15 protein-coding genes are annotated in these 19,580 nt (G+C 37.0%); 3 read left to right on the forward strand and 12 right to left on the reverse strand.

Going from position 1 to position 19,580, the window contains the following annotated elements:
• Position 1: 1 nt before the first annotated feature.
• Genes AC5XHR_RS12025 through AC5XHR_RS12035 form a run of 3 tightly spaced genes read right to left on the reverse strand, consistent with a single transcriptional unit; the run spans position 2 to position 5,263 of the window.
• On the reverse strand, positions 2 to 751 hold the full coding sequence (locus AC5XHR_RS12025; RefSeq protein WP_495951041.1) for a glycerophosphodiester phosphodiesterase: 750 nt from the start codon (positions 749 to 751) through the stop codon (positions 2 to 4).
• Positions 752 to 802: 51 nt separating this feature from the next.
• Positions 803 to 2,248 carry a SusD/RagB family nutrient-binding outer membrane lipoprotein gene (locus tag AC5XHR_RS12030; RefSeq protein WP_495951042.1) on the reverse strand — a complete coding sequence of 482 codons (1,446 nt, stop codon included), beginning with the start codon at positions 2,246 to 2,248 and terminating at the stop codon, positions 803 to 805.
• Positions 2,249 to 2,284: 36 nt separating this feature from the next.
• Complete coding sequence (locus AC5XHR_RS12035; protein ID WP_495951043.1) at positions 2,285 to 5,263, reverse strand: SusC/RagA family TonB-linked outer membrane protein; 2,979 nt, start codon at positions 5,261 to 5,263, stop codon at positions 2,285 to 2,287.
• 235 nt (positions 5,264 to 5,498) lie between these two features.
• Between AC5XHR_RS12035 and ligA the strand changes: the two genes are divergently transcribed.
• Complete coding sequence (ligA, locus tag AC5XHR_RS12040) at positions 5,499 to 7,502, forward strand: NAD-dependent DNA ligase LigA (RefSeq protein ID WP_495951044.1); 2,004 nt, start codon at positions 5,499 to 5,501, stop codon at positions 7,500 to 7,502.
• Positions 7,503 to 7,567: 65 nt separating this feature from the next.
• On the opposite strand, the gene AC5XHR_RS12045 is transcribed toward ligA, so the two are convergent.
• Positions 7,568 to 8,023 carry an energy-coupling factor ABC transporter ATP-binding protein gene (locus tag AC5XHR_RS12045; RefSeq protein ID WP_495951045.1) on the reverse strand — a complete coding sequence of 152 codons (456 nt, stop codon included), beginning with the start codon at positions 8,021 to 8,023 and terminating at the stop codon, positions 7,568 to 7,570.
• Positions 8,024 to 8,232: 209 nt separating this feature from the next.
• Between AC5XHR_RS12045 and AC5XHR_RS12050 the strand changes: the two genes are divergently transcribed.
• Both AC5XHR_RS12050 and AC5XHR_RS12055 read left to right on the forward strand, forming a co-directional pair.
• On the forward strand, positions 8,233 to 10,374 hold the full coding sequence (locus AC5XHR_RS12050) for a S46 family peptidase (RefSeq protein WP_495951046.1): 2,142 nt from the start codon (positions 8,233 to 8,235) through the stop codon (positions 10,372 to 10,374).
• 47 nt (positions 10,375 to 10,421) lie between these two features.
• On the forward strand, positions 10,422 to 10,922 hold the full coding sequence (locus AC5XHR_RS12055; RefSeq protein WP_495951047.1) for a hypothetical protein: 501 nt from the start codon (positions 10,422 to 10,424) through the stop codon (positions 10,920 to 10,922).
• A gap of 254 nt (positions 10,923 to 11,176) precedes the next feature.
• Here the strand turns inward: AC5XHR_RS12055 and AC5XHR_RS12060 are convergent, their stop codons facing one another.
• The 8 genes from AC5XHR_RS12060 to AC5XHR_RS12095 form a co-directional block, all read right to left on the reverse strand.
• Positions 11,177 to 12,010 carry an alpha/beta hydrolase family protein gene (locus AC5XHR_RS12060; RefSeq protein ID WP_495951048.1) on the reverse strand — a complete coding sequence of 278 codons (834 nt, stop codon included), beginning with the start codon at positions 12,008 to 12,010 and terminating at the stop codon, positions 11,177 to 11,179.
• A 72-nt stretch (positions 12,011 to 12,082) separates the two neighbouring features.
• On the reverse strand, positions 12,083 to 14,176 hold the full coding sequence (locus AC5XHR_RS12065) for a M13 family metallopeptidase (protein WP_495951049.1): 2,094 nt from the start codon (positions 14,174 to 14,176) through the stop codon (positions 12,083 to 12,085).
• A 124-nt stretch (positions 14,177 to 14,300) separates the two neighbouring features.
• Positions 14,301 to 14,969, reverse strand: coding sequence for a head GIN domain-containing protein (locus AC5XHR_RS12070; protein WP_495951050.1), 669 nt, complete (start codon positions 14,967 to 14,969; stop codon positions 14,301 to 14,303).
• Between the two features lie 77 nt (positions 14,970 to 15,046).
• Entirely contained in the window at positions 15,047 to 16,294 is a 1,248-nt protein-coding gene (locus AC5XHR_RS12075) for a CinA family nicotinamide mononucleotide deamidase-related protein (RefSeq protein ID WP_495951051.1), read from the reverse strand.
• 62 nt (positions 16,295 to 16,356) lie between these two features.
• Positions 16,357 to 17,238 (reverse strand): lipoyl synthase, encoded by an 882-nt coding sequence (lipA, locus tag AC5XHR_RS12080; RefSeq protein WP_495951052.1) that lies wholly within the window; start codon positions 17,236 to 17,238, stop codon positions 16,357 to 16,359.
• Positions 17,239 to 17,321: 83 nt separating this feature from the next.
• Positions 17,322 to 17,879, reverse strand: coding sequence for an RNA polymerase sigma factor (locus AC5XHR_RS12085; protein WP_495951053.1), 558 nt, complete (start codon positions 17,877 to 17,879; stop codon positions 17,322 to 17,324).
• A gap of 53 nt (positions 17,880 to 17,932) precedes the next feature.
• Positions 17,933 to 18,571: an alpha/beta hydrolase gene (locus AC5XHR_RS12090; protein ID WP_495951054.1), complete on the reverse strand. Its 639-nt coding sequence runs from the start codon at positions 18,569 to 18,571 to the stop codon at positions 17,933 to 17,935.
• Positions 18,572 to 18,666: 95 nt separating this feature from the next.
• Positions 18,667 to 19,527 carry a hypothetical protein gene (locus AC5XHR_RS12095; RefSeq protein ID WP_495951055.1) on the reverse strand — a complete coding sequence of 287 codons (861 nt, stop codon included), beginning with the start codon at positions 19,525 to 19,527 and terminating at the stop codon, positions 18,667 to 18,669.
• Positions 19,528 to 19,580: the final 53 nt, after the last annotated feature.

A 19,580-nucleotide genomic window follows, 5' to 3' on the forward strand; every position in this document is an offset into this window, starting at 1 on the left:
TTTATTTTTTCAGATACTGGTCGGGCTCGTCCGTCGTGACAAAATCGACGCCCATTGTTTTTAATTTTTCAAATACTTCGGGACTGTTAACGGTCCATGTGTTAGTAATTACACCCAATTCCTTTGCTTCGGAAATCCACGTTGGGTTTTTCTCCAAGAAAACCGAGTAATGATAATCGACTCCATCGATTCCAAGGTTCTTAATTTCTTGAGGCGAAAGCTCTCCATTCAAATACTGAACTTTATAATTAGGCTTTCTCTTTTTGATTTCTTTACAAACATTCAAACTGAACGAAATAAACTCGCTTTGACCTTCCAGATTCTTCTTTTCAATGAGTTCAATGGTTTTTGCGACAATTTCGTTTTCCAATTCGGGTGTTTTCGCTGGTTTAATTTCAACAATCAGCTTTACAGAAGAATCTTTCTTACCCTGTTTTAGATATTTTTCAAGCGTCGCAATCTTTTCGCCGTTGCTTAATTTTTGAGATTTCAGTTCTTTAAAAGACGTTTCTGCAATCACCACCTTGTTTACATCCTCATCGTGATTCACCACCAAAACTCCGTCTTTGGTCATTCGAACATCAAATTCGCTTCCGTAAACTTTCAACTTCTGTGCATTTTTCAGCGATTCAATGGAGTTTTGAGCCGTTTTTGGTTCCGTTTTCCAATAGCCACGATGCGCGATAATTTGAGTTTGTCCAAAACTTGAAATTCCAATTCCTACCAATGCGATACTTACTAATTTTTTCATTTTTCTAAATTTTGGATTAAATATCGGGATTAACTTGAGAAAAAATTAATTTTATTGATTCCACCACGTTAATGTATTGATATCATCCGCTCCCATGGACTGAACGGCAGCGTTATAATTTTCCGTGTTCAAAATTTTAGTTTGCGCCGGATACATCAATCTTTGCGGAAGTTTTCCGTCATTCAGTAAACCACCGTTATTTGGAAGTTTTGGAAAACTGGTTCTACGTTTTTCATACCATTGCTGCTGATCCACAAAATACAAAGTCACATATTTCTGAAGCATAATCTGCTCAAAAGTACCGTTGTAAGCGACTTTTGGATTGGTGAAATAATCCGCTGGAACTACGCCGCCCCATTCTTCAATACTTGCTTTAATACCGTTTTGATAATACGTTTTGGGATCGCCTGAAATAATTCCTTTGAAGGAAAGTTCCGCCAAAATCATTTGAACTTCGGCATACGGCATCATGATAATTTTCATCGGTGCTTTAGATAGGTTTTGATTGAAATTGGAAGGTTGATAATCAAAAACCATATCTTGCTTATATCCTGCTGGAGCTCCTTTGAAGCCAATATTTTTATTGTTCAAATCTTTCGCTTGAGTTAAAAACGTTGCCATTCGCGGATCTTTATTATCCGCCAAGGTGTTCACAAAGAACTCGCCTGCAGCACGGAATGTTGTAAAATCCTGAGGTCTGGAAATTGGAGAAACCAACGGCGCCACGCCAGAAAGAGCCATCACCGCGCTTTCCGTGTTATTTTGCATCAATGGATATGTTGCTGGATCTTTGATAATCTCCTGGATTCTTTCATGAACATTGATCTCACCATTTTTTTTCAAAATACGCGTCAATAAACGTAAAGAAAGTGAGTTGGTGAATTTCTTCCACTTCATAATTCCGTTAGCATCCGTGTTTGCAGCGAAATACAAATCACCTTCCGTTAATTTGGTTTGCGTGTCGAAAAGAGTATTGGCTTTTTTCAAGTCGTCTAATAATTTGATGTAAATCTCTTTTTGCTTATCGAATTTAGGTTTCGAAATTCCTTCGTCAATTCTGGAAGCTTCCGAAAATGGAATATCACCAAATGTATCTGTTAAATTCGCATAAGTCCACGCATTCAACACCAAAGAAATTGCCTCGTAGTTTTTATCACCTTGAGCAACCGCCAACGTATTCATTTCTTGAATTTGCTTCAACCATTTGTACGATGTATTCCAATAGCCATTTCCGGTATTTTCAGTCATGTAATAGCGGCTCAAGGTATTTCCTACATTAGGAAAATCAATCATAATTTGCATAATGTCAAACGTGAAATCGTTTGCACGCATATATCCGTTAGAAGCAAGCCCGTATTGAATGGGAATCAACATACTTCCCGCCGTAGGCTCAATGATTTTGCTGGTATCGGTATTAATTTCTTCGAAAGTTCGGTCGCACGAAAGCAACAATAACGTTCCTAAAAGCAAGCCAATAATGTTTTTTATATGTTTCATAAGGTTTGTTTTGATCATCCTTTTTTACAAGGTTTTTTAAAATTTAGCATTCAACTGAATTCCCACGGTTCTTGCCGATGGTAGCTGTCCAATCTCGATTCCAGGCGTAATAGTCGCGTCATCCAAGGTTGCCACTTCTGGATCGAATAATGGAAACTTCGTCCACATCCATAAGTTTTTTCCGAAAAGTGAAATCGATAAATCCGTCATTTTCATATCGCTGATTAAATTTTTTGGAAAGTTGTACGTTATACGAGCATCTCGAAGTTTAATAAAACTGGTGTCAAACGAGTTGGTTTCCACATTTGCTCTACGATAATAATCTCCGTAATAGGTATTCAAAGCAATGGGTTTCGAGTTTGGAGAATAGCTTCCATCCGGATTCTGAACCACACCATCACCTACAATAGTTCCGTTTGGATTGTCTCGACCAACTAAGGTGTGCGTTAACTTTCCTTGTTCGGACATTTTGTGGTGCGATTGTGAATATGCCATTCCTTTGTATTGCCCATCAAATGAGAAACTGATACTGATGTTCTTGTATCTAAATTCATTTTGCAAGCCCGCTCTCCACTTTGCATAGGCATTTCCAACGTATTCCACCTCAGTAGGTTTTGCGGTAAGTCCATCAGATCCATAAATAACTTGACCTTGTTCGTTTCGAGCCAATTTGTACCCGTACATATCTCCCAAAGAACCACCAACAACGGCGTTAAAGAAAACAACGCCACCAACGCTCGCCATGGTGTATGGTTCTCCCTGGAATTCGTCTGGAAGCGATAAAATTTTGTTTCGGTTCAACGACCAGTTTGCAGAAACATTCCAACTGAAGTTTTGATTCTTAATTGGTGTTCCGTTTAAAGTCATCTCCACACCACGATTTCGAACTTCACCCGCGTTAATCGTCCTTCTAGAATATCCCGTTTCTATTAAAGCGGGAACATCAATAATTTGATTTTTCGTGTTGTTCTGGTATAAAGTAACGTTGTAAGACAAACGATTTCGTAGAAAACTGAAATCCATTCCTGCTTCAATATTGGTATTCATTTCCGGTTTCAAATTCGGATTTGGAAAAATAGAGGGAATCTCTACACTTCCTTGAAAATCACTTGCATTGTAGTATTTTTCTAATTTATACGGTCGCGTGTCGTTCCCTACCTTCGCCCAAGAACCTCTAATTTTCCAGAAATTCAACGTACTGGATTTCAACCCAAAAGCTTCAGATAAAATCAAAGACGAAGAAACCGATGGATAAAAATACGAGCGGCTTTCTTTGGGTAGCGTACTACTCCAGTCGTTTCTTGCCGTTACATCCACGAAAAATACTTGATTGTAATTCATAGAAACCAAACCATACATACTTTGAACAAGTTTGTCATTTGGCTGTGCATAACGAGAATTATAGGAAATGGCATTGGTCATTTCATACGTCCCAGGAATTTTCAATCCTGTTGCACGATAATCGTTCATTCGATATTCGTTGTAACGCATACTTGCTCCCGCTGATGCTGAAAACCCGAATTTTCCGATTTCATTTTTATACGTCGCTAAAAAATCATTATTGTATTCCTGATTCTTAATAAACTGCTCTCTGTAATAGCCTTGAAGGTAGTTTGCCGAGTTCCAAGGGCGTTTTGTTGTTCTTTCTTCATTGGTCACCTCAACTCCAGATCGTAACATCACTTCAAACTGATCGCTAAAACGATAATTTGCAGAAACATTTCCTGTGATAAAATTTTTGTCAACTCCATTGAGCATTTCGTATGCAATTAGATACGGATTGTCAATAAACGAACTGAATGGGTGAATTTGTTCTGTTTGATCTTTTCCTTTTTTCCAAATTGGACGATACCAAGACAAATCCACATTTGGATTTTGGAAAATCATAAAGTAGGAAATCGATTGATTGTTGTATCCCGTCGCAGGAAGATTATCACTTTTCGTTTTGTTGAAACTAAATTTCGCCGACATTCGTAAGCGAGCGCTCAATTTATGATCCACAGATAATGCAAAATTCAATCGGTCGAAACCTGTGTTTGGCATCATCCAATTGTTGTTGGTGTAATTCAATGAAGATCGAAAAGCGGTGGTTTCATTCGAACTTTCTACCGCAATGGTATTAGAATAGGTGGTTCCCGTTTGCCAGAAATCCTTAATATTTCGTTTGTGAGGCTGCCACGCTTGTCTAGTTAAACTTTGCCCTTCAACATTAGGATCGTATTGAAAGAAAGATTGTCCATTGAATCTAGGTCCAAAAGCACTACTCGTTCCACCCGTACTTACGCCATCCGCCGAAGCGCCGTATGAATAATAAAATTCGCCCGCTTTATTCTTTGTTAACGTTCCTTGTCCGTATTCGTATTGATAATCTGGCCATTTCAAAACCGTATCATAACTTGCCGACGAGCTAAAACTTACGACTAATTTTCCATTTTTGGATTTCCCTGACTTCGTCGTAATCATCAACGCACCATTTGCACCTCGAGAACCGTACAAAGCCGCTGCGGTAGCACCTTTCAAAATTGTTACCGACTCAATATCATCTGGATTAATACTGTTCAATCCATTTCCAAAATCAACGGGTAAATCTCCTCCAGAACCTGCTCCATATGCTGCTGTTCCCGTTCCTGTTGTCGAATTACTCAATGGAATTCCGTCCACCACGATTAATGCGCCATTGTTATCCATATTCATGGAAACATCGCCTCTCAACGTAATTCGTGACGATCCAAGTGGCCCAGCGCCAGCGGTTTGAATTTTCAAACCGGCCACCTTTCCTTCTAAAGCTTGCGCCCAGTTGTTATTCTGTGCTTGCTCAAAAGTTTCGGCATTCACCTTTTCGGTGGAATATCCCAAAGATTTGTCTTGTCTTTTAATTCCTAAAGCAGTAACCACGACTTCGTCTATACTCCGTACACTGTCCTTAGCAACTTTATTCGTTTGAGCCTGTAAAGGAGCAAAACTGATGCAACCTAAAATAGCCAAAGTAATAATTTGCTGAGTTTTCTTTTGCATTGATAATCTATTTTTGTGCAAAAGTATCCAGCCCTGCCCATCGGCTATTTAACAGAATTTTAAGAAAAGTTTACGAAATAATCAACCGAATTTTAAGCCAACGTAAACACCTAATTTAATGATTTATGGTTCAGGAATTTAAAATATGTTACGATTTATTAATTCGTTCAAATAAATTAAAACTTCTATTTTTTCTAATTGAATTATATAAGTATTTTTGTTCAAAATATGATCCATGACGGAATCGATTCAGCAAAAAATAGAAGCGCTTCGCGAAGAACTTCATCAGCATAATTACAACTACTACATCTTGGATGAACCGAGTATATCGGATTTTGAATTTGATGCTTTGCTAAAAGAATTGCAAGAGTTGGAAACTCAACATCCTGAATTTCATGATCCCAATTCGCCTACATTGCGTGTTGGTGGTGGAATTACGAAAAATTTCCAAACCATTTCGCATGAGTTCAGAATGTACTCGTTAGACAATTCGTATGATTTTGATGATTTAGAAGATTGGGAAAAACGAATTAGTAAAACCATCGAAGAACCTGTAGAATTCGTTTGTGAATTGAAATACGACGGAGCCTCGATTTCCATTTTATATGAAAATGGTCAAATCTCGCAAGCAGTCACACGTGGCGATGGTTTTCAAGGCGATGAAATCACCAATAATGTACGAACCATTTCGGATGTTCCATTGAAATTGAAAGGAGATTTCCCAAAAAAATTTTTCATTCGTGGTGAAATTTATTTAACGCGAAAAAACTTCGACAAAATCAATGCAAGTCGTGAAGAGGAAGGTCTCGATCCGTTCATGAATCCAAGAAATACCGCAAGTGGAAGTTTGAAAATGCAAGATTCTGCTGAGGTGCGAAAACGTAGTTTGTCAGCGGTTTTATATCAATACATCGCTTCAGAATTTCCTGCAGAAACACATTGGGAGACTTTAGCAAAAGCCAAATCTTGGGGCTTTAAAGTTTCCGAAGATCAAGCGAAATTATGTACAACGCTTCAAGAAGTTAAAGATTTCATCTCGTATTGGGACGAACATCGCCATCAATTACCTTTTGAAATTGATGGAATGGTAGTTAAGGTAAATTCGCTAAAGCAACAACGGCAATTAGGGTATACCGCAAAGTCACCTCGTTGGGCAATGGCCTATAAATTCAAGGCTGAGAAAGTAGAAACCGAATTGCAATCTGTTTCCTATCAAGTTGGAAGAACTGGGGCGGTAACTCCTGTAGCCAATCTAAAGCCTGTTTTATTGGCTGGAACGATTGTAAAACGTGCGTCACTGCACAACGAAGATATTATCCGAAAGTTGGATTTACATGAAAACGATTTCGTTTATGTTGAAAAAGGCGGCGAAATTATTCCAAAAATTGTGGGTGTAAATACAGAAAAACGTACACCAGAAAGTGAAATTTTAAAATACATTACCCATTGTCCTGAATGCGGAACTGAATTGGTGAAAGTTGAAGATCAAGCGATTCATTTTTGTCCTAATGAAGCACATTGTCCGCCGCAAGTGGTTGGAAAAATGATTCATTACGTTTCGCGAAAAGCATTGAATATTGAAAATCTCGGTGGCGAAACGATTGAACAGCTTTACAAAGTACAATTAATTGAAAATGCGGCTGATTTTTATGCTTTAACAAAAGAGCAACTTCTTCCATTGGATCGAATGGCAGAAAAATCGGCTCAAAATATCTTGGATGGAATTGAAAAATCCAAAGAAATTCCATTTGAAAAGGTTTTATACGGAATCGGAATCAAACATGTTGGTGAAACGGTAGCCAAAAAGTTGGTTAAAAATTTTGGAACGATTGATGAATTGGCTTCTGCAACGGTTGAAGAACTTGTTCAAGTGGAAGATATTGGTGAAAAAATTGCGTTGAGCATTGTCGCTTATTTTCAAAATGAAGAAAATCAACTTTTTATCTCACGCTTAAAAAATTACGGCGTACAACTGGAACGTGGCGAAAACACCAATGAAGTTTTAAGTACCGTTTTAGAAAATAAAACCTTCCTATTTACGGGGAAATTATCGCTTTTCACTCGAGATCAAGCCGAAGAAATGGTAGAAAAACACGGCGGAAAAAATATTTCAGCGGTTTCTAAAAACTTGAACTATTTGGTAGTTGGTGAAAAGGCTGGAAGCAAACTAAAAAAAGCGCAAGACATAGGAACCATCATTGTATTGGATGAGCAGCAGTTTTTGGATTTACTTCAGTAAAGAATAGACAATAAAAAAGCGAGCCTAGACTTTGTCTAGGCTCGCTTCGGATAATCTCGTTCAAATTAATGGCTGATTTTTACGCCAAGCTCGTATAAATTTCCTCGCATCAAATATTTAATTCGTTCGCGAGTAGTTACTGTATTAATTTCTCCATCTTTCAAAATGATAATTCGATCGCCGGAAGCAATGTTTTGGTCGGCCATCCAATCTTCTGGTGCCACATCATTTTCTTTCTTCTTCATTTCTTCTAGAATCGTTTCTGCCATTTCCTGAAAACCGTCAGAATCGGAATATAGAACGGTATATTCTGGTCCAATTGACACGCGAAAGGCTTTTTTATTTTCAATTAAATGTGCATCGTTGTTCTCCATCATCGCGTCTGAACCATCTGTAAAACCAACTTCAATCAATTCTCCTTGGTTTTCATTCGCATAGGCTACCGCATCATCATACGTCGCAAAATTGGTCATAATGGTGTACGTATCATATTCATTCTTGTGTAATCTTTCCGTGTCCATAATCTTACTTTTATTGATTGTTACTAAATTAGGTCATTTTACGATGTTTCATTTTACAAAATTCTGAAAGAGATATACAGCATTTTCATTCGAGTTAAAATAGGTGCGTGTAATTTCAATTTTTGAAATGCTAATTTAAAACGTTAAACCTCATTTTTCAGCCGTCTTATTTGGGCAATTATTCTTAATTTTAGGCAAATTTTTTAATTATGATCAGAAAACAAGTCTTTATTGCGGCGGCTTTCTTAAGTTTTTCTTTCGGGATGGCGCAACAATACGGAGGAATGTGGATTCCTACGGAACTTAATGAAAAAGAAATGAAGCAATTGGGGATGAAAATCTCCGCAAAAGATATCTACAATACCGAAAAACCAAGTATTAAAGATGCCGTGGTTCAATTCGATGGTGGTTGTACAGCTGAGGTGATCTCGCCAAAAGGGTTACTATTAACCAATCACCATTGTGGTTATGATAATATTCAATCTCATTCAACTGTTGAAAATGACTTGTTAACAAACGGATTTTGGGCAAAAAATAACGGTGAAGAACTTCCAAATCCTGGAGTTACGGTAGACTTCATCGCTGATATCAAAGAAGTGACTTCACAAATTCTTGCCGGAACTCAAAACCTGACTGGAAAAGAATTAGCTGCAAAAATCAACGAAAATACGGAGGCTTACAAAAAAGCTCAAAACATTGAAACGTATCAAAAAATCGTTGTTAGACCAATGTATTACGGGAATAAGTATTACGCTTATGTGATTGATACGTACAAAGATGTTCGTTTGGTAGGTGCTCCGCCACAATCCATTGGGAAATTTGGTTCGGATAGCGATAACTGGGTTTGGCCAAGACATACAGGAGATTTCGCGGTTTTCAGAATTTACGCTGGAAAAGACAACAAACCGGCTGAATATTCTAAAGACAACGTTCCATTTACGCCAAAACATTATCTTCCTATCTCCATCAAAGATAAAAAAGAGGACGATTTCACGTTTGTATTCGGATTTCCAGGAAGAACTCAGGAATATCTTCCATCAATCGCAGTTGAAAAAATCATGAATGAAATTGATCCGGCAATGATTTCTGTTCGTGACGTTACGTTGAAAGTTTTAGATGAAAAAATGAGAACCGACAATGCGACACGTATTAAATATGCGTCAAAATATGCGGGAATTGCCAACTCTTGGAAGAAATGGATTGGTGAAGTTGAAGGTTTGAAGAAATCTAACGCTGTTGGTAAGAAAAAAGAATACGAACAAAAATTAAGCAGCAAAAATCCACAAGTTAAAGCAACTTTGGATCAACTAAATTCGTTGTATACAGCTCAAGCGCCTTATGCTTTGAACAGAGCGTATTACTCGGAACTTCCAAGAAATTCGGAAACATTTGCTTTAGCAAACTTATATTTAACTTTTGCTGAAGCTGCGAAAAAAGGAACTCAAACTCCAAAAGCGATCGAAACTTTAAAGAATAGACTTCGTGGAATCTACAAAGATTACGAAGGTGATTTGGATGCAAAAGTAACGGCTCAAGTATTGTCATTATACGCGAACAAATCGGACGCAGCGTTTTTACCATCTGGATTTGCGCAATATAAAGATCTTGCGAAAACAGCTACTGTTCTAGAAAATTGGTCTAAAAACTCATTCATTACAGGAAGAGGAACTTTAAATGGCGCGAATACGTCAACTAATTTGGATAAAGTTTTTGAAAATCAGCCTGCGTTACTTGCTGCAATTGAAAAAGACCCATTGGTAAACCTTTGGAAAGACATTAGAGCGACCTATACAGACAAAACTCTTGGAAAAGTAACATCGTATCAAGATCAGATTGATGCGTTGCAAAAAACGTATATGGCGCAACAAATGGAAACCGATAAAGAAAGACAATTTTTCCCGGATGCGAATTCGACGTTGAGAGTAACGTACGGAAAAGTGAAAGGTTCTAATCCTCGTGATGCGGTTTCTTACGGTTATCAAACGAATTTGTCAGGTGTAATGGAGAAATACATTCCTGGAGATTATGAATTTGATGTTCCGAAAAAGTTAATCAACTTGTACAACACGAAGAATTACGGAATCTATAAAGACAAATCTGGAGAAATTCCTGTGAATTTCACAGCGACGAACCACACAACAGGAGGAAACTCTGGAAGTCCGGCTTTGGATGCGTACGGAAACCTAATCGGATTAAACTTCGACAGACAGTGGGAAGGAACGATGAGTGACATCAACTTCGACCCAAGATTCAGCCGAAACATTATGGTTGACAGTAAATACATTTTGTTTATTATTGATAAATATGCCGATTCTCGTTGGCTTCTCGATGAGATGAAAATCATTAAATAAAATCAATAAAAATTCCCGAGTTCATCGGGAATTTTTATTTTTAGACTATGGAAAAAGTCGTCATTCGATATTCGTTACAAAAACTATTTCAGAATTATTTGGTTTTACTGGTTGCAGGAATTCCAATTAGTTTGGCGTTGCTGGGTTATAGCATGAAAGACAAAGGCGAAATCCATCCAAAAACACAACTTCTGTTGCAAATCGGGACTTTGGTTTATTTTTTAGGAATAACGCTTTATTTCCTTTTAAAACGTCGTCAAATTCTATCTAAATCTTTGTTAGAACTTTCCGCTAATGATATATTAGTTTTGGGTGTACATAAATTTCAATGGAACGATATTTATGAATTGAATTCGTTGACTAAGGAACGAGAAGTTCACTCTCAAAATTCTCGAACGTATATCAAGCAACGATTCAAAGTTCTACGAATTAACAATCAAGAATTTGAATTGTTGGAAGAAAATTCCGCATATACATTCGATGAATTGATCCAAGTGATTACGCAGTTTAAATCTGATTTGGAAGGGAACAAAATTGAAAATAAGTAAGTTTTAAATAAGTTAAAGTATTTTATAAATAAAATTTATTAAAATCTCATTATCAATGTATAACATATATTATTTTAGAATTAACTTCAAATAAAACAATTGTAAAATTCAATTAAAATTTCGACGAAATAGTTCAAAATTAGAAAAAATCGGAATTATTTGAGAATATAGTAAAAATTTCATTTTTAATAATTTGATAATCAATGCGATACTATTCAAACTATACTACAAGTATTGCTCATTTTTATATAAGTTTATGATTTCAAAAATTCAATCGATTTTTCAACGGCAATTTTCAAGTGTTCTGGCAAAAAATTTTCATCCCATGGTTCTTTCGCACCAAAAGTATGGTTTGCATTTTCAATTAAAAACAACTCCGATTTGGGATTCCATTGATCTAAAGTATGCGCCGCTTGAACCGAAACGGCTTCGTCATTTGTACCATGTATAATCAACGGTAATGCCTTAAGTAATTCAAAAGACGACTCCACATCAAAGCGCGAACGGTTTTCACTAAAATCTTCATACCACTGAAAATGATGCGGCATTTTTTGTCCAGTTCGTCCATTAACAACCGAATAAACTCCACTCTCTTCCCATTCTTTAAAAGCATCATCCTTCGGAAAACGATCTAAGGTTTCCACCCCGCCCCAGGTAATTAAATGATGGATAGATTCATTTTCGAACGCTTCAATAATTGCAATTCCACCACCACGACTATGTCCAATTAAATTAATTTCGGAGGCGTTAACTTCAGATTGTTGCATGAAATACGCTAGAATTGCTTTTACATCAGCCATTTCTTTGGAATAATTATTCTCCGCAAACGCTTCTAAATCATCAAAATCCGTTTGATTCTCCAAACTCATTCCGTTGTGTGAAAAATTGAATTTCACAAAATAAAAACCAGCTTCGGCAAAGGATTTAGCAACCAAATCCCAGGCGCCCCAATCTTTATATCCTTTGTAACCGTGAATAAAGACCACTAAAGGTAACTTCTCTTTGGATTCGGGATAAAATGCATCCGCAACTAAAGTTCGTGTTTTGGGCGAACGAACGTGAATATTTCGTTGAATCTTGATTTCCATTGGTTTCATTTAAAGTTTAAAAATAAAAAAAATCACCCATTTTCATGGATGATTTTCTTGGTATTTATTTGCTTACCACATACGAATTCGATCGTTTGGCGCTTTATACATTTTATCACCTGGTTTTGTTTGGAATGCTTCGTGGAACGCATCAATATTGATGATTGGTCCAATGGCTCTAAACAATCCCGGAGAGTGCGGATCGGTTTTCACTTGGTTAATCTTATACTTTTCCGTTGCCAACGTTCTCCAAATCGTTGCCCAACTCATAAAGAAACGCTGATCTTGCGTATAACCCGAGATTAAACCTGGATTCCCTTTGTCTTTCAAGTACATTTTCATCGCATCAAAAGCAACAGCGGCACCACCAAGGTCACCAATGTTTTCTCCAGACGTAAATTTCCCGTTTACATGGATGTTTGGCGCTACTTCATACGCATCATACTGAGCCGCCAACTGCCCTACTTTGATATCAAAATTCGTACGATCCGATTCTGTCCACCAGTTATTTAAATTACCATCACCATCGAAACGCGAACCACTATCATCGAAGCCGTGAGAGATTTCGTGACCGATTACGGCGCCAATTCCACCAAAATTAACCGCAGGATCTGCTTTAAAGTTAAAGAACGGAGCTTGTAAAATCGCTGCTGGGAATACGATTTCGTTGGCTGAAGAACGGTAATACGCATTCACCGTTTGAGGCGTCATACCCCATTCTGAATTGTCTACAGGTTTACCAACTTTTTCTAAAGATTTCTGATAACCCCATTTCGATAAATTCTGTCTATTCGAATACAACGTTCCACCATCTGCGGGAGCTACAATATCTAATTTAGAATAATCTTTCCACTTGTCTGGATACGCAATTTTAACTGTGAATTTATTTAATTTATCCAATGCTTTTACTTTGGTCGCATCAGACATCCAAGAAAGGTTTTTAATGTGCATATCAAACGATTTCAAAACATACGAAACCAAAGTTTCCATTTCTTTTTTCGCTTCTGCAGGGAAATATTCTTCAACATAATATTTTCCGAAAGCCTCACCCATCACACGATTTACCAATTCTAAACCTCTTTTATCCATAGAGCGTTGTTCTTGCTGACCTTGAAGGTATTTTGAATAAAAATCAAAACTTAATTGATCTAGTTTTTCATCCAAAGTAGTAGCATTCGAAGCGATTACTTTATACTTCAAATAATCCTTGATTAAAGGTAAATTCTTCGTATTAATAAACTGATCCAGATTCGTAATATACTTATTTTCAGAAGCAATAACTAAATCCGTATTAACACCCACGTTTTTCAAATACGCTGGTAAATCCACATTTTTAGATACTTTTTTCAAGTCAGCCATTGTTTTTGGGTTGTAACGCAAATTCGCATCACGTCCTTCAACATTCGTCAACAACGTATTCGCCATTGATTTTTCGAAAGCCACGATGTTTTTAGCAACGGCATCCGAGTTTTTATAGCCAATAATAGAAAGCAAATTGCTTACATATTTCGTATATTCTTCAAGAACTTTTGCGTTTTCTGGCGTGTCTTTTTGATAATAATCTTTTCCAACTCCAAGGCTTGGACCGCCCATGTACACAGCATTATTCTTAGAATCTTTCATGTGCGCACTAACGCCCCAACCATAAAAAGGATTATCACCCGTTAATGTTGCTTTGTTAATATACGCTTGGAATGATTTCAAATCTTTGATTTTATCAACCTCGCTCAAACTTCCTTTAATTGGAGCAATTCCATCCGCATTACGCTTGGAAACGTCCATAAACGAGTTGTAAACATTCTGAATTTTACTTCCATCGGAACCTTTTGGATACGATGATGCTAAAATTTTATTTAAAATCGTCAATGAATTTAAATCGGTGGTTTCTCTCAATTGATTGAAAGATCCCCAATTTGCTTTATCCGAAGGAATTGTAGCGGTTTTCATCCAGCCACCATTCACAAAATTGTACAAATCGTCTTGTGGACGAACGGACTTATCCATGTAGAAAATATCTAGACCTTCATCTTTAATTTGAGGCTTATCTTCGATTATTTGCACTTCCACTTCTTTTTCATTTGATTGGGTTGCTTTCTGCGTGGTGCCGCATGAATGCAAGAAGAATACACTGGCAACGGCCAAAGTATTAAAGGTAACTCTTTTCATTAATAACTAATTTTGGAGCCTAAATATACTGAATATTTTTCTTCAGAAAGTCCCAAAAACTGAAATAATATCAACAAAAAAGCATCTTCCTTGAGAAAGATGCTTTTATACTTGAATTTAATTCTTATTTAAAATTGATGGTTCCACCCACCACTTTTTTCACATTTCTATCGTCTGGATCTCCGTAAACATCAATTCTACCACCGGCTCTCGTCGTTGCCGAAATCGATTCTGAAGCATATACTTGAACTTCACCGCCTGCATTGGATGCAACCGTTGCATTAGATGATTGCAATTGACTTCCATTAAACTTAGCGCCAGAATTCATGACGATATCTTGGCTTTTAGATTTTCCACTAACCAAAATTTCACCGCCCGAATTTCCTTTCGCATTCAAACGATCAGCGTTCACTTCCAGATTAATTTTAGAACCTTCGTTTGCCGTTAATTTCAACATGCTGGATTTTACTTTATCATTAGAAGAAATCATAGCACCTTGACTTGCTTGGATATCGTTTAGATTTTCATAGTAAACAACCACTTTAGTATCCGATCCTTGTAAGATTTTAGACGCTGTCATTCGGATTTTCAACTCGCCATTTTTATTGACAACTTCGACATCCGTTTCGTTGCTTCCTAAAACTTCAACTTTTGCTTTACTAGATTGTACCAATTCTACAGGAATTCGGTCGTACACCTTCAAACTATTGAATTCTCCTACATTACGCGTTTGTTGAGCTGAAAAAAGCGAAACGCCAGCCACCAAAACTAAACTTGACCATAAATTTTTCATATTGACCATTTTTATCTTACTTGTTAAACAATTTAAAAAAGAAATATATTACCTATAAACTCTATTTTTTTATAAACTTACTTAAGCAAAAACCTTTCCACAACGGATTGCAAAACTTTTTGTGACACAAAATCCATAAAATCTTCTCGCTCCATATGCGGCAAAAACAAGGTGTGAACTTCTTCTTGATCGTTAATTCTAACCGAATAATACACGCGACCAATTTCCGAATCAAATTCATCGGTTCCGGGACCAGCTACGCCTGTTGTTGACACGGCAATTTCGGTTTGAAATAAATCTTGAACCCCTTTAGTCATCGCCGTTGCAACTTCCTCGCTCACAACGCCTTTCTCTTGAATAAGTTGCGCATCAACTTCAAGAACGGTTGTTTTTTGATTTGTTTGGTATACTACAACTCCGCCAGCAAAATACGCCGAACTTCCAGGAACTGAAGTAAGCAAACGAGCAATTCCACCTCCTGTACAGCTTTCAGCAACCGAAATTTTCATTTTATTCTTAAGTAGAACATCTTTTAGAATTTCTTGAATTTTGTATCCTGAAGTTGAAATAATGTGATCGCCAATAATCAATTGCAAAGCATCGATCTCTTGCTGCAAACGTTCTTCCAATTCGGTTTTAGAATCTCCCAACGCCGAAAGTTTCAGTTGAATTCGAGAACCTAAGGGCAAATACGATAATTGAATAAATTCTGGTAACTTGAGTTCCCACGATTCTATTTGTTGAGCCAATTTACTTTCTGCAATTCCCACCACCGAAACGCTTCTAGAAACAATGGATTGCAATGCAAATTTGTCTTTTAGAATCGGCAAAATACGATCTTTTATTAATGGTTTTACTTCGGAAGGAACTCCTGGAAGGCAGAAAAAAACTTGATTTTCACGTTCTACCATTTGACACGGAGCTGTTCCATTTGGATTTAAAATCACTTTTGCAGTTGACAAAACGTCTGCTTGAGATTGATTGATTTCAAACAAATCACCTCTTCCTCTTCTCTCTAAATATCCTTTTAGATAGATAAGCGTATCCGCATCACGAACAATCGTATCTTCAAAAAAATCAGCTAACGCATTAATCGTTTTGTCATCTCGAGTTGGACCTAAACCACCTGTAGAAATCACGATTTGTGCATTTTCAAACGCAATTTTCAAGGCTTTTTTAATTTCAGATTCTTGATCTGAAATCGTTAAAATCTGAACCACAGGAATCCCGATTTCTTTTAATTGATTTGATATAAAATTAGAATTGGTATCGAGCGTATTTCCAGAAAGGATTTCGTCACCGATACAAAGTAATACTGCTTTCATGTAATGATTTCGTTGTGTAAATTTCTAAAAAAAATCGCATCTAAAAAAGATGCGATGCTATTTTAATGAATATGTTTTTCTGCATGGTATGAAGAACGTACTAGCGGTGAACTTTCTACATGTCGGAAGCCTAATCCTCGAGCAAAATCTTCATATTCTTTGAACTCTTCAGGGGTAACAAAACGCTTTACCGGAAGGTGATTACGGGTTGGCTGCAAATACTGCCCAATTGTAATTACATCCACATTCGCATTGCTGATATCTTGAATCGTTTCGAAAATTTCGTCTCTTTCTTCGCCCAAACCAAGCATTAAACCTGTTTTCGTACGTATTTGTCCCGCTTCTTTCAAATAACGAAGAACTTCCAAACTACGCTCGTATTTCGCTTGAATACGAACTTCACGAGTTAATCGTTTTACGGTTTCCATATTATGCGAAATCACTTCTGGAGCTACTTCAACCAAACGATCGATATGTTTTGTAATTCCTTGAAAATCTGGAATCAACGTTTCCATCGTTGTTCCTGGGGAAATACGACGAACAGCATTCACCGTCTCTGCCCAAAGAATTGAACCCATATCTTTCAAATCATCACGATCTACCGAAGTAAGCACCGCATGTTTGATTTTCATTAATTTAATTGAACGTGCCACTTTTTCGGGCTCATCCCAGTTTACATCCAAAGGTTTTCCTGTTTTTACGCCACAAAAACCACAACTACGTGTACAGATGTTTCCTAAAATCATGAACGTTGCCGTCCCTTCGCCCCAACATTCACCCATATTTGGGCAACTTCCACTCTGACAAATGGTGTTGAGTTTATATTTATCTACCAACGAACGAAGTTCACGATAATTCTTTCCTGTAGGAAGTTTTACGCGAATCCATTTTGGTTTGTTCGTGATGGTATCTTGTCCTAAATTTTCTTGTACTGAGCTATCCATGTTCTCTCAAACTTAATTCCTGTAAAATTACGTATTATTTCACAAAATATCGGCTATGAAACCGATCTACAAAATCGATTTCGTTATTCGATTGTAAACTGATGGTCTCGAAGCAATTGAGCCAATACTTTTTTCGCTCTCATGATACGCACTTTCGTGTTAGACTCGGACAATTGAAGCTTTTCTGAAATTTCTTTAATACTTAATTCATCAAAAAAACGAAGTCGAATAATCTCTTTATAATTCTCGTCCATGGATTCAACAATAGCGTTGAGTTGCTTTTGCTCTTCCACAGAAATCAATAATTCTTCGGGCGACATAGCAAATTGACCTTCAAAATCTTCCAAATCATCAGCATCTTCTTGATCACGCGATTTCTTACGCCACGCATCAATAATGGTATTTTGCGCAATGGCTAAAATCCAATTTCGAAACGACTGATTGGGATCGTATAAATCGAGTTTGGATAAAACTTTGGAAAAAACAACGACTGTAATTTCATCGGCCTCATTCTTATCCTCCACTTTTTTCATCACAAAGGAAAAAATATCCACCCAAAAGAGGTTAATCAATTGCGTTTGGGCTTTCTGATCTTTATCAAGAGCCGCTTGTATCAGGTTTTGAAGTTGATTGGTATTCATAGAAAATCGATGAAATCTAGTGAGCAAAGACTGTGCAAATGTGAAAAATTGACTTAGCTTTTGTAAAATTCCATTAAATCGATGTAATTTTTCTGGTTGACACCATGACCATTCATGTATTCTCTAAACGAGAAAAAACATCCTAAATCATAAAGCAATTCAGCCGCTTTTCTACCCCAATCTAGAGGAACCACAGCGTCTTCTGTTCCATGCGAAATAAAAAAGCGAAGATGATGCAATTTTTTATTATCCTGAACCATATTCACCAAAAGCTTTTTCTCGGGATAAGCGCTCATACAAGCGACTTTATCAAACAATTCGGGATACGTAAGCGCCAAAGCATACGACAAAACGCCACCTTGACTAAATCCACCCAAATGGACTTTGGACTCATTTAATCCGTAACGAGCTTTTACCTCTTGAATGGACTTCAAAATCCCATTTAACGATTCTACTGCTTGCGGAACATCAACGAATTTTTCTTCGTTCATAAAGTCGATATCATACCACGCATAGCCTTCGTAATCGGACTTTCGAGGTGCACGAAAACTCACTACAATCCAATCTTCGGGCAAAGTGGGAACAAACGAAAACAAATCTTCTTCGTTGCTGCCAAAACCGTGAAGTAAAAATAAAATGCGGGTATCGGATGTAATTGTTTCCGGCTCGCGAACAAGGTATTGTAAATCCATACCACAAAGATACTTTTTTAGTTAGTATCGAATCAAAAAAAGCGTTTCGGAAAATTAGAATTCAACTAAATTTAAAGTTGAAATTCAACAAAAACTCAAGAATCTGTTTTAAATTTCTTGACTTTCTTCGTTCGATTTCTCATTCTCTTTTTCTTTCCTTTTTTATCATCTTCAAAGAAATGTTTGATGTAACCGTACAAACATAAAAGTAAGAAAACGCCCATTGCCGTAAAAAAAATAGCGGCTTTTAGACTTATATTTCGTTCATGAAGTATAAAATATTCGTATCCGAAACTGAGGAAAATAAAAATCAGAACACAAAACGCAATCGGAAAGAGTGCAAAAATAAAAACCAATCCCAGAATTGGAAATACGCCTTCAAAACTGCCGTATTTTGCATAGGTGAAAAACAAAAAATAGAACATCAATAGAAAAATAAGTACCACGACATTCATGACAAAAGCGAATGTTTTTAAAGGTGAAATCATTCTAAATTCTTTGCCGTCTTTAATAATATCAACTTGAGTTCCTACGGGAAGCAAATTGTTTTTACTAAAGGAAACATCACCAAATCCCCGCTCTACTTTTCCATTTACTTCCACTTTTAAAAGTGGTTTATAGAAGGTATTACGAAGCTTTTTGGAACTCCCCATCCTTGATTTTGAACTGCGATACGAACTTGTCGATACATCGTATTTTTCAATGGTTGCTCGAGTTACGTCTGAACTAAGGTTATCCGAAACGGTTGTGTAAAACGATTGTATTACGCCAAAAAACAGCATCACAACGAAATACGAAGCGACACCGCCGATAATCCCAACGATAATGCGCTTTATAATTTGCACATGTTTGTTGTAATAAAACCACGCAGCCACGACGAACAAAGCCAAAATTGCCGCTAGTATCTTGAAAATAAGTAGGTCGCTAAAATGAAATTCTATAGAAAATGGATGCATACTTGTGTTTATCGAGCGAAGATACTTTTTTTCATGAAAAAAGCTTCCCAAAA

This window comes from Kaistella sp. CFF1-2, from assembly GCF_059509915.1.

Excerpts from the sequence above, each read along its gene's own strand:
- AC5XHR_RS12025 (WP_495951041.1), bottom strand. The coding sequence starts at position 751 with ATGAAAAAATTAGTAAGTATCGCATTGGTAGGAATTGGAATTTCAAGT.
- AC5XHR_RS12030 (WP_495951042.1), bottom strand. The coding sequence starts at position 2,248 with ATGAAACATATAAAAAACATTATTGGCTTGCTTTTAGGAACGTTATTG.
- AC5XHR_RS12035 (WP_495951043.1), bottom strand. The coding sequence starts at position 5,263 with ATGCAAAAGAAAACTCAGCAAATTATTACTTTGGCTATTTTAGGTTGC.
- ligA (WP_495951044.1), top strand. The coding sequence starts at position 5,499 with ATGACGGAATCGATTCAGCAAAAAATAGAAGCGCTTCGCGAAGAACTT.
- AC5XHR_RS12045 (WP_495951045.1), bottom strand. The coding sequence starts at position 8,023 with ATGGACACGGAAAGATTACACAAGAATGAATATGATACGTACACCATT.
- AC5XHR_RS12050 (WP_495951046.1), top strand. The coding sequence starts at position 8,233 with ATGATCAGAAAACAAGTCTTTATTGCGGCGGCTTTCTTAAGTTTTTCT.
- AC5XHR_RS12055 (WP_495951047.1), top strand. The coding sequence starts at position 10,422 with ATGGAAAAAGTCGTCATTCGATATTCGTTACAAAAACTATTTCAGAAT.
- AC5XHR_RS12060 (WP_495951048.1), bottom strand. The coding sequence starts at position 12,010 with ATGGAAATCAAGATTCAACGAAATATTCACGTTCGTTCGCCCAAAACA.
- AC5XHR_RS12065 (WP_495951049.1), bottom strand. The coding sequence starts at position 14,176 with ATGAAAAGAGTTACCTTTAATACTTTGGCCGTTGCCAGTGTATTCTTC.
- AC5XHR_RS12070 (WP_495951050.1), bottom strand. The coding sequence starts at position 14,969 with ATGAAAAATTTATGGTCAAGTTTAGTTTTGGTGGCTGGCGTTTCGCTT.
- AC5XHR_RS12075 (WP_495951051.1), bottom strand. The coding sequence starts at position 16,294 with ATGAAAGCAGTATTACTTTGTATCGGTGACGAAATCCTTTCTGGAAAT.
- lipA (WP_495951052.1), bottom strand. The coding sequence starts at position 17,238 with ATGGATAGCTCAGTACAAGAAAATTTAGGACAAGATACCATCACGAAC.
- AC5XHR_RS12085 (WP_495951053.1), bottom strand. The coding sequence starts at position 17,879 with ATGAATACCAATCAACTTCAAAACCTGATACAAGCGGCTCTTGATAAA.
- AC5XHR_RS12090 (WP_495951054.1), bottom strand. The coding sequence starts at position 18,571 with ATGGATTTACAATACCTTGTTCGCGAGCCGGAAACAATTACATCCGAT.
- AC5XHR_RS12095 (WP_495951055.1), bottom strand. The coding sequence starts at position 19,527 with ATGCATCCATTTTCTATAGAATTTCATTTTAGCGACCTACTTATTTTC.